The sequence below is a fragment of the Methanocella conradii HZ254 genome, assembly GCF_000251105.1.
GTDB classification, from domain to species: domain Archaea; phylum Halobacteriota; class Methanocellia; order Methanocellales; family Methanocellaceae; genus Methanocella; species Methanocella conradii.
In genome coordinates this window covers 1,088,789-1,101,248 of the sequence record NC_017034.1, presented here as the reverse complement: position 1 = coordinate 1,101,248, position 12,460 = coordinate 1,088,789, and the positions used below count along the sequence as shown (strand labels likewise).

General features: G+C 51.9%; 14 protein-coding genes. 2 read left to right on the top strand and 12 right to left on the bottom strand.

The window, feature by feature from the left end; genetic code table 11:
- Positions 1-243 precede the first annotated feature (243 nt).
- The 3 genes from MTC_RS05665 to MTC_RS05655 form a co-directional block, all read right to left on the bottom strand.
- The gene (locus tag MTC_RS05665; protein WP_014405730.1) at positions 244-1,041 is read right to left on the bottom strand and encodes an ABC transporter permease; all 798 of its coding nucleotides are present in this window, start codon (positions 1,039-1,041) and stop codon (positions 244-246) included.
- A complete protein-coding gene (locus MTC_RS05660) occupies positions 1,038-1,880 on the bottom strand; it encodes an ABC transporter permease subunit (protein WP_014405729.1) in 843 nt (280 codons plus the stop codon). The genes MTC_RS05665 and MTC_RS05660 overlap by 4 nt, the downstream gene beginning before the upstream one ends.
- Before the next feature lie 61 nt (positions 1,881-1,941).
- Positions 1,942-2,421, bottom strand: a complete 480-nt coding sequence (locus MTC_RS05655) for a hypothetical protein (protein WP_014405728.1) — start codon at positions 2,419-2,421, stop codon at positions 1,942-1,944.
- Positions 2,422-2,785: 364 nt separating this feature from the next.
- On the opposite strand from MTC_RS05655, the gene MTC_RS05650 reads away from it, so the two are divergent.
- Positions 2,786-3,157 carry an archaellum operon transcriptional activator EarA family protein gene (locus tag MTC_RS05650; RefSeq protein WP_048189068.1) on the top strand — a complete coding sequence of 124 codons (372 nt, stop codon included), beginning with the start codon at positions 2,786-2,788 and terminating at the stop codon, positions 3,155-3,157.
- Positions 3,158-3,168: 11 nt separating this feature from the next.
- On the opposite strand, the gene queD is transcribed toward MTC_RS05650, so the two are convergent.
- From queD to MTC_RS05625, 5 genes are read right to left on the bottom strand one after another with little or no spacing between them, the layout of a single operon-like run.
- The gene (gene queD / locus MTC_RS05645; RefSeq protein WP_014405726.1) at positions 3,169-3,507 is read right to left on the bottom strand and encodes a 6-carboxytetrahydropterin synthase QueD; all 339 of its coding nucleotides are present in this window, start codon (positions 3,505-3,507) and stop codon (positions 3,169-3,171) included.
- On the bottom strand, positions 3,504-4,241 hold the full coding sequence (locus MTC_RS05640; protein ID WP_014405725.1) for a 7-carboxy-7-deazaguanine synthase QueE: 738 nt from the start codon (positions 4,239-4,241) through the stop codon (positions 3,504-3,506). The genes queD and MTC_RS05640 overlap by 4 nt, the downstream gene beginning before the upstream one ends.
- On the bottom strand, positions 4,238-4,792 hold the full coding sequence (locus MTC_RS05635) for a DUF366 family protein (RefSeq protein WP_014405724.1): 555 nt from the start codon (positions 4,790-4,792) through the stop codon (positions 4,238-4,240). Before MTC_RS05635 ends, MTC_RS05640 begins: the two co-directional genes overlap by 4 nt.
- Positions 4,789-5,463, bottom strand: coding sequence for a 7-cyano-7-deazaguanine synthase QueC (gene queC, locus MTC_RS05630; RefSeq protein ID WP_014405723.1), 675 nt, complete (start codon positions 5,461-5,463; stop codon positions 4,789-4,791). Before queC ends, MTC_RS05635 begins: the two co-directional genes overlap by 4 nt.
- Entirely contained in the window at positions 5,463-5,639 is a 177-nt protein-coding gene (locus MTC_RS05625) for a ribbon-helix-helix domain-containing protein (protein ID WP_014405722.1), read from the bottom strand. Before MTC_RS05625 ends, queC begins: the two co-directional genes overlap by 1 nt.
- A gap of 189 nt (positions 5,640-5,828) precedes the next feature.
- Between MTC_RS05625 and MTC_RS05620 the strand changes: the two genes are divergently transcribed.
- Positions 5,829-6,368 carry a hypothetical protein gene (locus MTC_RS05620; RefSeq protein WP_014405721.1) on the top strand — a complete coding sequence of 180 codons (540 nt, stop codon included), beginning with the start codon at positions 5,829-5,831 and terminating at the stop codon, positions 6,366-6,368.
- Here the strand turns inward: MTC_RS05620 and MTC_RS05615 are convergent.
- The 4 genes from MTC_RS05615 to MTC_RS05600 all read right to left on the bottom strand — a co-directional run bounded on the left by MTC_RS05615 (position 6,316) and on the right by MTC_RS05600 (position 12,320).
- The gene (locus MTC_RS05615; protein WP_237705990.1) at positions 6,316-6,798 is read right to left on the bottom strand and encodes a GNAT family N-acetyltransferase; all 483 of its coding nucleotides are present in this window, start codon (positions 6,796-6,798) and stop codon (positions 6,316-6,318) included. The two genes, MTC_RS05620 and MTC_RS05615, sit on opposite strands and share 53 nt — an antisense overlap.
- A gap of 88 nt (positions 6,799-6,886) precedes the next feature.
- Complete coding sequence (locus tag MTC_RS05610; protein ID WP_014405719.1) at positions 6,887-9,016, bottom strand: MutS-related protein; 2,130 nt, start codon at positions 9,014-9,016, stop codon at positions 6,887-6,889.
- Between the two features lie 57 nt (positions 9,017-9,073).
- On the bottom strand, positions 9,074-11,323 hold the full coding sequence (locus MTC_RS05605) for a DEAD/DEAH box helicase (protein WP_014405718.1): 2,250 nt from the start codon (positions 11,321-11,323) through the stop codon (positions 9,074-9,076).
- A complete protein-coding gene (locus tag MTC_RS05600; RefSeq protein WP_014405717.1) occupies positions 11,310-12,320 on the bottom strand; it encodes a ribonuclease H-like domain-containing protein in 1,011 nt (336 codons plus the stop codon). Before MTC_RS05600 ends, MTC_RS05605 begins: the two co-directional genes overlap by 14 nt.
- Between the last annotated feature and the right edge of the window lie 140 nt (positions 12,321-12,460).

Here is a 12,460-nt window from a genome sequence, read left to right as displayed (position 1 = left end):
ACTACCAACAACGTACCAACAACGTACCAACGGCCCATAAAAAATGCTCGCCTATACGCCTAAAACCCCAAATCTCTCCACACAAGCCTAGTTGCCACTTCTAATAGAGAAAACCCCTGCGCAGGCCAGTTGACGGAAACCGATGCGAACCAGACGAGCCTGCTGGCGCGGCAGCGACTACAGGTACCATGACCATAGAGAACACTAACAATAATAAAACAGACACGTACTTCATCACAGACATTACACCGACTCCCCCTCTCTATTAAATAATATTACATCTATAAGCGCAACTACTGCCACGTACAAGATGAGTAAGACAATATAAGGCCAGCTAAAGTCAAGCCACGCTCCCAGAGGAACAGAGGAACTTAATAAGCCCTTTCCATCCATACCCAAGAATGACTTCCAGTAAAGGTAGAACGGATCGAAGGATAGTAAACCCCCAAAAAATGGGTCGGATAAGGCTATGGTACCATAAGAGTACCAATCGTAACAAACATATATAAGAGATATAATCAATGCCGCCCCTTTACTAAGCAATGTGCTGAAGAGCGCTGCCAGGCACAGCATAAAACAACAATATATAAACAAGAGCAATATAAAAAACCCCACCCTTACTACGAGCTCCACAATCGACCCTGGATTACCCAACGCAACAACAAGCAACGACGTGAACAGTACCAGTGTAGCTGTGATTAATAAAAACAGGAATAACGCTATGCCCACGAACTTACCAAGAAGAACGTCCCTACGATATAAAGGCTTAGTAAGCATAACGCCCAAAACCCCCCTCGAACGCTCATCGGAAACCGAAATAATCCCCAAACACAAAGTCAACAAAACAAAAAACCCCGCTGTTATCGAATTAACATTCCATAAATACTCGATAGCGTCTCCGGTTATATAGCTGTTCAACCCACTGGCCCCCATAGCGTTCACTATCGCCAACACGGTCATAACGCCCATGAATAAAAAGACGAGAGGATTCTTAGCTACCATACCGAACTCATTCTTCGCCACTGCCGACAATGCGCTCATGAGATATCCCTCCTGAGAAAAGCAATATAAGATAACACAAGTGCAACAAAGCAATATAAAAATAACGTAAAGAATTGACTCCCCCGATAAGCTAAAGCCCCATAAAGATCACGCTCACTAAGAATAGAGCCCACCATATTGTAAGGTGAAAGGCTAGCGATAAAGTCCTGAGCGGCTCGGCCAGCGAAGAATCCCACATTACCCGCTAACAAAACGTTATCCATCAAGACGAAGAGGATTACCCAGATAAATAAGCTTAAAAACAACGCCAAACTCTGATTCTTAAAGACCTGGCACATCAACAAAGTAATAGAATACGTGAGCAAAATACAAAGCAGCGACAACACAAGAGCCAACGGCAAATAGCTCACAAACGTAGAGAGATAGACACTCAAAGAGCCGGGAGCGTGAGCGTTAAGGATAAAAACACTATATAACGAGAGGGCCATTATAAAGAGGAACGCAGTAAAACCGAACAAACACAATATAAAGCCGATAACGCCTAACAGCTTACCATTAATAACCGTATCGCGATACAAAGGCTTCATAAGCAGAATGTTAAGCGCATGCCCATCCACCTCCGAGGCAACAGAAACAAAACCGAGCACAATGCCCAAGATAGAGCCATTCTTACATAACATGATGGCAAAATCACTAAAAAAGAGTTCCGCAGGATTATCATAATAAGAAATAAGCGAAGGCATGCCATCAAAAGGATAGACATGCGTATAAACGACGATTAAAAACTGGATAAAATACCATATAAGGATAATCAACATCAGCGTGCTACTGGTCAGATCAGAAAATTCTTTTCTCGCCACCCTGACTAAATTACCCATCACATCCCACCCTGTCATATTCACTGCTAAAAAATTAAAAGTTTTTATAGGCCATCTAGTGCTATCGCACATTATAGGATTGCTCGACGAATTGAGGCCCGGTTGTAGGTATCGCCGTATCCCCAATAGTGGCCCCATAGTAATGGCTCACGTACATGCAATGCCAGCCCGAACTCGAAGCTGCTGCACGGCTGCCAGTGAAATACTCCGACGCTGACGTTGGATACCTTTGACCATAAGTTAGAGCAGCGTTTATCGCCGTGTCCTGTTCGTTTTGCATGTTTTGGTCGTAGGTGACGAGCGTTGGATAATAAGTGCCTCCATACAAATTTTTAAAGGAGTTATCCCATGTGAGCGTTGAGCCTCCAGGAACTGTTGGCTCAGAAGTCTGGGTGATATATGACTCCCATGAGCCATAAGCAGAATTGACCAGCTTAGAGCTGTCGCTGCCCGGCCAGGTGTTTGCGAATGCTGTGCCGCTTGCGATGACCGCAAGCATTAAGCCGGATAGGGCCAATACTAGTGTTTTGTTCGGTTTCATTGTATCACTCCCCGTAGTGTGCACGTGAAATCGCCGCCTTCGGGGACTCGGCACGGAAACAAAGGTTTAGATTACCGTTCACCATGCACGAGCCTCTGAAGGCATTAAATCTCATACGCCCGTTTTTTAAATGATTAAAATGCAATTAAATTATTTATATTTAACCAGGACCACCAACAACGTACCAACGGCCCATGAAAAAAAGCTCGCCTATAAGCCTAAAACCCAAAATCTCTCCACACAAGCCTAACGCTTCTAATGGAGAAATCCCCTGCGCAGGCCAGTTAACGGATTGTGAGAGAAGCCTTAAATAAAGTTGGCCTCAAGCTTAAACGAGGACTCGACGAGGAGAAAATAATAAAAGATGACACAGGCAACAGGAATAAACATATACGCGAGTGAAATGATACGCGTATTTGGGCCTAAAGTGTACTATGCGCTCCATGATAGTAAATTACGGGGAGACGTCCTCATATTTTTTAAAAATAACCCGTTTTACATAACCATAAATATTATCTCTAAAAGCATGCACATCGATTATTCGAATATACGGGGCGTGGTCTGTGGCGATGGGGGCAATTATAGTAAAGATAGAGGGCTTGCCCGCCTCGGACTATTAGCCAGTAAAAAGATAGGAAGAGAAACAGCCTACATTATTAGCCAAAAAGGGCTCAAGGCGGCAGAACTACTAGAAAAAGAGCGAGAATCAACTTGCCCTACCAGAAAGAATGGATAAAATTTTAATGCTTACAGGTCGCCAAGCTCGCACCATTTCCCCTTGCCCTCCCATATTCTTACCTTGAAGGGCAGGGTGATCTCGCCCAGCAGCTTATTGTAGATGGCCTCGCACAGGTTCTCGACGCTCGGGTAGTCCACCACCTCGTTCAGGCAGCGGTGGTCGTACTCGCTCAGCGCCTTCTTCAGGATGGACTTCATCTCGTAAAAGTCCATCACCATGCCGGTTTCTCCTTTCTCCCCTTCCACGACTAGCTCTACCCTGTAGGTGTGCCCGTGCACCTTCCCGCACGTCTCATGTCCTGGCAGGTAGTGCGCGGCATCCATGTACTCGACTACGCCTAGCCTCATAATGCTCCCCACATCTTATGCGTCTGTGGTATTATCCTTACGGTCTCGACCTTGTCCATTGCGGCTTCCTGCAGCTCAAAGAGCTGTTTCGGCGTGGCCGCCTCAACTCCGTTTACAGGCGTCACGGGCTGAAGTATAAGCTCGGTTATGCAATCCTTTATCTGGTCCACGGCGTGAAGCACCTCATCCCTCTTAACGTCTCTAGAGACAATAATCTTACAGAAACAATCACGGAAACTCGTGTGCCTCAGTATGCTGAACGAGCGTGCAGTATCGTTGAAGTACTTCTCATAATGTCCCTTGAAATCGCACTGGCCTTGCAGCTTGAAGTCCCCGGATACGTATTTTACCACGTCCTTGACCTCCCTGGCTCCCTCCGGAAGCGTCATGTTCGTCTCCAGGTAGAGCGGGAACTTCGAAGGCTTGAGCTCCTTTATGAATTTCGCGTATAATAGCGGCTCCCCTCCGGTGAGCGAGACGGAATGGATGCGCTCGTATGACTTGATGATGCCTAAGAGCTGCTCCTCGGATACGGGATTATCGAAGTCCACGAACTCCCCTGTCCCCGGCCTCAGCTCCACCTTACACTTTCTTTCGGCATCCCAATCTCTGGGCGTATCGCAGTATTTACATTCCAGGTTACACCTCGGGAACCGGACGAATATTTGCCGGTATCCCACGTATGGGCCTTCCCCCTGCGCGCTCACGAAGACCTCGCGTATCGGCGCCCTCACCTGAACACCTCCAGAGGCCTGGATTTCCTCATATCTTCCTCAATGTCTTCAACCTCGGCTGCGTAACGCTCTCCTATTTGTCTCATCAATCCATCCGGGTCTTTCAGCCCCATCTTATTCAGGCTCATATAATCCTCGCATTCCACGTTGATGCCGAAATGAATCTTGCTGCTCGCCGCGCCGGTGGAGGCGATGGATATGGACAGCTTCTGGCCTTTAAAAAATAAGTCGTCACCCGAACGGCTGACGATAAAGCCCATGTCTTTAAGGGCCTCTCCGGCTATACATGCGAGCAGGCGCTGCCTCGTATAGGCAAGCCTGAGCGACGGCATGTCAAAATGCTCGACTATAAAATGAATCATGTCCGGCGACTCTATCCTCTCGCCATGAATGCGGTCTTCCAGGTCTATCATGTGGCTTATGGGTATATTACAGCGGCCCCTGAAGCATACGATGCTGTCATCCTGCACCCCAAACTTCGTATAGGCCCAGAGCGAGCCTATCTGGCTCCCATCGTAGTCGATGCGCTCCTCTGCGACGATGCACTTCATCGTATCACCAGCGATGGGTCCGGCACTCCGGCCATCCTGAACGCGCGCGCCCTCCGCACGCAGCTCTCGCATTTTCCGCAGGGCCTCTCACCTGAAAAGTAGCAACTCCAGCTAAGGTCGAGCGGCGCCCCTATTCTAGCGCCCTTCCTGACGATGCCCACCTTATCAAGGCCTGCTACCGGGGCGACGACCTTCGCGTGGTTCTCGGTAGAATAAAATAGGCTCTTATTGACGGCTTCCACGAACTCCGGCGTATTATCGGGAAACGTGGCGCCCTCCTCCGCGTTAAAGCCGCAGACTATGAGACCTATGCCCAGGGAGTCTGCGAAGCAGGCGGCGATATTAATGAATGCGCCATTACGGTTAGGCACCCAGACGGCGTGGGCGGTCTCCCTTGCCCTCTCGTCAAGCTCCGCCTCGGTCAGCGTCGGAACCTTCTCGCCCCTGTACACGAGCGAAGTACTGGTAACGTCCTCTAGCCACGGAAGCTCCACGACCTCGTGCCTGACCCCAAACCGCTCGCAGATCTTCCGTGCGCACTCTATCTCCTTTTCGGCCGCCCTCTGGCCGTAGTCGAAGGTTAGCGCCAGGTCGACGCCCCACTCGTCCAGCGCAACCTTAAAGGCGACGGCGGAATCAAGCCCGCTTGATAAAAGCGCTATCGAGCCCATCACTTCTCCCTCCGAATCCTGCCATGGCGCTCATCGATCTCATCAAGAGAGTCGAGCATCTTGCGAATGGCCGTCCTTATGGCGTCCGACTGGCTCACGAACTTCTTGTCCTTGCCAACGTGTACCATTAAATCGTCTAATAGCTCCTGCGGGATATCGACGCTGATCTTTGGCATGATAATACCACTGTACTACTCCAATAATACCGGGATAATATAAATAGGTATCCTTGAATCGCGCCTCGATAAAAACCATTACTATTGAATCGCTATAATAAAAATATTTTGGCTTACCAGCCTAAATAATCGATATTTTTTATAGAGCAGGAAAAAGGATTTATACGATTATCGCTTGCACAAAAGCATATGCTTAAAAACGCCAATCAAAAGCATACAACCCTAATATTAAAGGCCATGACGTTTATTTTCATCCTGTGGGCCGCCAACGTTTCCTACGGGTTCTTGCATGAAGCCGCCCACGCCATAACGGTAAAAATGCTCGGAGGACAGGTCTATGAAATTTATGTAAACCCGCTCGGAACCGACGCATACACCGTACATTCCAGCGTGTCCGGCGTGGCTGATACGCTATCCCTCGAGGTGGCGGGCATGGCGATGACGACGCTCCTGGCGTTCATCACGCTGCTATCTGACTACAGGCCAATCCCCATATTCATGGCGATTCGCACGGCGATATACGCGCTCAACTACTCCCCGGGCACCGACATCCATGCGATCCAGCAGGCGATTGGCGCAGGCGCCATACTGGTAACGGCGCTCCTGGTAGCCCTAAACCTGGCATGCGCCGCCATCGCGATGACGGCCATGATAAAAAGCGCCAAAACGCCCACAGTCAAAGCGTTTTCTTCATCTTTAGGGCGTGTACTCCATCAGAATAGTAGTTAGGCACGATGCGAGACCGCTCGAACCCCATCTTTTCATATAAGGTGACGGCCTTATCGTTGTCCACCTTCACCTCGAGGAAGCAGTTCGTACACCCCGCCTGGCGTAAGCGCTCCATGAGCGTTTTTAACAGTATGGTGGCTATACCCCTGCGCCTGAACCTATAGTCCACGTCGAGCGTGTATATCCGGCCGTACTTCCCGAACCTGTTCCTGTTGGTCAGGCCGATGATGAATCCCGCGAAGGCGTCGTCGTATTCCGCCACGAATGAATACGCAGTCTTCGCGTTTATGAGGTATTGGAGCTGGTGCGCGGAGAACGCCTCGACGTCGAAGCACATCTGCTCGAGGGCGTACATGCTCTCCACATCGCCTTCAGTTGCAGGCCTTACGTGAATGCCACATGTGGCCTGGTTTAAATGCCCACGCATCATGTCCCTTCAAGGATAATCATACACCATCTCCGATAGAAAATAGTTTGTGGTTATTTCAAGGCTCTAAGCCTAAGAAGGCTTTTCTTCGCTAGAGGCCTTTAAACTTACCGAGAAGCTTTTGGTAGAACAGCTTCTCGTCGCCATCTGACGCCCTGGTAAGCCTCTCCACGATAAGCTCTGGCGTGCTCCTGGCGAGATAGTTATAGCGGGGAGACCTGTCCACTATCAGGTTCAGGTTAGCGTCCAATCCCTTCGCCTCGATCCCATCCACCCGAATCCCGCACTTCGTATTCTCAAGGATCTGCTCAGCCAGGTGGCTCACGAACACGGCAATGCTATTCTCGTTTTCGTGGAGCGTCTCAAGTATGCCAGCTATTATCTTCGCCGACGCCCCGGGCTCCGTGATGGACTCGAGCTCATCCACCAGCACGACCTTACGGCTCTTACCAATGACGCTCGAGAAGCTCTTGATAGTCGCCTCAAAGGCACCAGCAGTAAGAGTGCCCTTAGACTTGCTGAAATACATGAGCTCGTCCACCAGGCCCACCTCGGCGGACTCGGCAGGCACAGGGAAACCCATATGGCTCAGGATGACGACCTGCGCCAGCAGGTCAAGCATCGTGGTCTTGCCGCCCGAGTTCACGCCGCTCAAAATGACCACCCTCTCCCCTTTAGTATCCTTAGTCTTAATCCCTACAGCATAGCTCACTGGCTCCACTTTCTTAGCGCGGCCCCTCAAAAAGATGTTATATGCCGAAGAGATGCTGATGCCGGCCTTATCGCTAATGGCGGGCATATTCAACCCGTAATCGGCGGCAAACGAGCCGATGGCGAAGTACGTGTCAAACTCCAGGACCTCCCTGACCATTTCCATGCAGGCCGTCTTAAGCTTTGAGAGGCGCTTCGCGCATCCCCTCTTAAGGTCGAGGCTCCGCTTTGAAAGCTGCCTGTTTATGGCGCTCTTAAAAGAATCCACGGCGCGGTAGTTAAGCTCGATCGGGTAGACGATATCGTCGCTAAACATCATGTCCACGTACTGCATCTCGAAGGGCTTAAGGGCAAGCTGCGCCTTGATGGACTCCTTTGCCTCATTAATTACGGCGGAGTAGGCCCTTGCGACCTCCTTTTCAAGCATGCTCTTAAGGCCCGCCTCGCCCTTCTCACCGAACATGCCCAAAAGCTGGGAGCCTTTAAGCGTAACGGTGTTATTCTCCATACGCTCATGGAGGTCTGCGTTTGCCTTCTTGAGGGCTGCCTTGAAGGCCTCGCCGTGCCTATCTAGCACGCCCTTTAGCCTGTCCACCTCGGGGTCTACCCCCATCTCAAGCTCCCCTTCGGGCGTGATGCGTGCCATCTCTTGCGATAGCTCGCTTATCTTTGCATCGTCTAGCTGGCTACAGATGACGTGCCCTGACCTTTCCCGTATTATCTTTATAGCCCTTAGCGAGGCCTCTATAGGCTCCTTGTTTGCCGCGAAGAAGGCTATGACTGCCTCGGGCGCCAGCCACCACGTCTCGGCGGCGCCTCCTTCCATGAACTCGAAGCCCATGTCGTCGGGAAAGTCTGTCGCTGCGAACCTGCTGCCTAACACGAGCGGCTGTGAGTAGCCCTTCGCTATGTCAACGAGCTCGCCCATGCTCTCTATAAAGTATACGTCGAGGTAACGGTCTACGCCATCGCGGACTAGCTTTTCATAGTCCTCCTTGCTATCAGTGAAAATGGCCCTATCCCTTGACTTAACGGCTTTTGAGGGCTCCTTCAGGTGCCTTACCTTCTTCAGGGCAGCGTTCAGCTCCGCGTCGTCTTTGAGCGTATTGGCCAGCGTCACATAATCCTCTATCTCTGCCTGGATGGCCTTGATCCTGTCGGCGCGCTTCGAGGGGTAGGGTATAAAGGTGCTTATCTTTGCCCGTGAATAAGGGGTGTGAGCGTACGAGCGAATCAGGCCGATGATCTTCTCATAAACGCTATAGGCCTCTTGAGTCCGGAGAAATTCTTCGATAGAAACCCCTTCCTCCCCGGCGATGACCTCGTGGATGAGCGATATGGCGTACTTTTCGCTTATTCCTGGCACGCTCGAAAGGCTGGCCACGTCGTGCTTGCGCAAAACCTCGAGGGCCGACTCCTCCGAGCCGAAATGCTCGATGAGCTTGCCCGATATCTTTTCGCCTATGCCGGGGAGTTCTAGCAGGCTGTCCACGTCCAACAAATGCGTCATGAAAGTATTAATACTTGAGTTAGCGAGGTGAAAGTAATATGCGAGCGCCTGCGTCGCTCACCCATCGCTGGGCTGTACGACCCTGCCAAGTATTTCCTTTGCCGCGGACTTGTCGAGCGGCTTGTTCTTGTTGCCGCACTTTGGGGAGTAGATGCACGCCGGGCAACCCTCGGCACACTCGCAATCCCTCACGAGCTCGAGCGTCGCTTTAGCGAGGTCAGGGAACGCCTCATAGCATTTTTCTGCGATGCCAATGCCGCCCTCATAAGCGTCATAGATGAAAATGGTCGGCAGGTTCGTATCGGGATGGTTAGGCGTCGACAGGCCACCCATGTCCCAGCGGTCACATAAGGCAAACAGCGGCGCCATCGCTATCATGGCATGCTCCACGGCATGGATGCCGCCGTTGAAATCCCTATTCTCCGCAAGCATGCCCTGATGCAAGTCATCAGGTAATGTAAACCACAACGCCACGGACTCAAAAGTCTGCGGTGGGAGGTCAAGGGGGAAATATCCCAGAAGCTTCTCGTAGCGCTTCATGGCATACTCATAGTATTGCTCGGTAACGGTGACATCGCCTACGTGCACGTCTATGCCATTAACGGTTTTCCTCATCCTTTCCCTTCTAATGGCGACGTCAGATAGCTTAAGGGCTTCAGTATAGTAGTCTACGTCTTTCTGGACGGCCCTGGCGATGCCCAGCTTTAAGTCGAGGTCTTCAATGAGGTAGGTTTCCCCCTGATGCAGTAAGACCGCACCATTATGGGCCTCAGAACAAGCCCTGGACGCCTCCATGGTCTCCAGCAATTCTGAGCCGCACATCACCCTTACAGTGTGGCTGGAAATGTTCTTGAGGTCTACTATCTCGGATGGGCTTTTCGTGCCGCCATAAACGAAGCCCCTGGGAGTGCGTCGGAGGATGCTGGCTGAAGACAATGCCTCCAGCGCCTCGGAAAAGTCTCCAAAGTACGCGGAGTCGTCTGAGGTGAGGGGCAGCTCGGCGGAGGCGCACATAAGGTGGCCCATCAGAATATACGGATTACGGAGGTCTACTATTGCCTCCTCATTTTTGGAGTGGAAAAAGCGGTCTGGGTGCTTCATATAATATTGATCAAGGGGGTTGTCGAATGCGACAAGCGTGACCAGTGACTCGCTCATCCCCCTCCCCGCTCTGCCCGCTTGCTGCCATGTGGATATCCTAGTGCCGGGGTAGCCTGAAATTATGACAGAGTCAAGGGAGCCTATGTCTATCCCCACCTCGAGGGCGTTAGTGGATGTCACCCCCATCAGCCTTCTATTTTTTAAGTCGTCTTCGATGCGCCTCCTGTCCTCCGGAAGGTAGCCGGCCCTATAGGACGCTATCACGTCCCTGAAGCGGCCATTATCGTACTCCCTGGCCCATTTTCCGATGAGCTCAGCCATCCTGCGCGATGGCGTGAAGCATATCGTCTGCAAGCCGTGGTCGAGCTGGCTAACCAATAAGCGCATGGTCTCCTGATGAGTGGACCCCCTTGATTCGCCCTCAATCGGGGGGTTCCAGAACATGAAATATTTCTTGCCCCTGCCCGAGCCGTCTTTTGAGACCACCTCGAACTGCTTGCCAGTCAGCTTGAACGATAGCTCCTCGGGGTTCGCCACCGTGGCCGACGACAAGATGAATTGAGGATCCGACCCATATCTTTTCAGTATCCTCCTAAGCCGCCGGATGAGCATCGCCACGCCTGAGCCATATATCCCCCTATAAGTGTGTGCCTCATCGATGACCACAAACCTCAACCCGGAAAAGAGCCTCCTCCACCTGTCATGCCATGGCAGATAGCGGTGTATGGCATATGGGTTGCTCACGATGATGCGGGCTGTGTCGCGTATCCCCGGGCGAGCCGACTGCGGCGTATCCCCATCGTATATGGAGGGCATGGCTTTAGTGCCCAGCTCCAAATCCATCGATTTAAGGGTTTTAAGCTGATCGTTGGAGAGGGCCTTCATTGGGTAAAGGTAGAGCGCAGTAGCCTTCTTATCGTTCAATAATGCCTCGAAGACGGGGACGTTAAAGGCGAGCGTCTTGCCCGAAGCGGTGGGCGTAGTTATTATGACGTTCTTGCCATCCAGTGCCAGGTCAATGGCCCTCGCCTGATGCGAGTATAGCCTTATCTTATGGGAGTCCAGGTAGCCTCTCAGCCTGGGGTGCAAAGCGTGGCTCACGTCGTCAAAGGAGGGCTCCCGCTCGTCTATCTCCTCCACATGGGCAATCTGTCCATAAGGGGCAGATGCCTTAAGGTCCCTTATGTACTCCTCAACCGCTCCCATTGCAATCCTCGCAGAGCTTTGAGTAGAGCCTGGCAAGCGTGGCCAGGTCGTTCCTGTTGTGCTCGACGATAGGGATGAGCGGCCCCGGGTTTTTGGTGTGCAGGTACTCCTCGTAGAACTCTGGCACGAGTGCGCCGGGCACGTCATCCTTTCTCTCCTGCCCGAATAAATACTTCTCGACCGTGGTGAGCCGGGCGTCGGGGAGCTTATGCCTGAAGGCACGGCGGGCGAGCGGGAGCAGGTCAAAGTGGACGTTCTGCAGGCCGCCACCCAGGCCATAGTACACCCGTCGCTGGTTTATGTAAGGCACGTCGAAGGAGCGCCCATTATATGATACTAAAGGGCTGCTTTCAACCAGTGAGCAAAACTCCTCTATTGCTGCCGCCTCCTCCTCCACTCCCCTGGCCAGGTATTGCCTCGTGATTATCTTCTCGCCTTTGGTAAAAGCCGCGCCAAATAGTATGATAGGCCTCGAAAAAAGCCCCATGGTCTCGATGTCCAGCGCCACCAGCTGCTCGACGTTCGTGAATGCTGTGATGTGCAGGTTCAACGGGTGCGACCTGGGCAGCCAGTGCCACACCTCCTCCTGTATTCGACAGGCATCTCCGGAGTCGATGATGCCCAGGAGACGCCTGGCCTGTGCCCTCCAGCGTTTATGTGCGAGAAGGTCCTCAATAGTGTGGTATCCAGCCTTCTTAAGCTTTGCCTCGGTGCCAGGGCCGATGCCCCTCAGCAAGCGCAAATTCGACAGGAGCGCTTTCCGGGCGCTCTCCCTATCAATTTTACCCAAAGGAAAATCGGATGAGCTTTCGATTAGATAGCACTCGCCGGCATCATTGCTGACGGGCGTTCCGCCTATCGCGTCTTCCAGCCTTACGCCCTCGTATTCCTTGAGGTATTTCACCAATACCCGCTGGCCCTCATAGTAGGCGTCGCCATAAAGCCAGGATGGCATGAAGTCGTGGTCCGGAGGGGCGGCACCTTCAGGTATGACCACGTATTCCTCATGGCCCTTTTCGGCGTCCTTCAGCCTGCTGGCGATGGAGTCGAGCTTGCCCGTACGATTACCTCATGATAAGTTAGCGGCAACGGGGCATAAAGCCTTTTTGTGAGCGGCCCGAAATTATTATTCCTGGT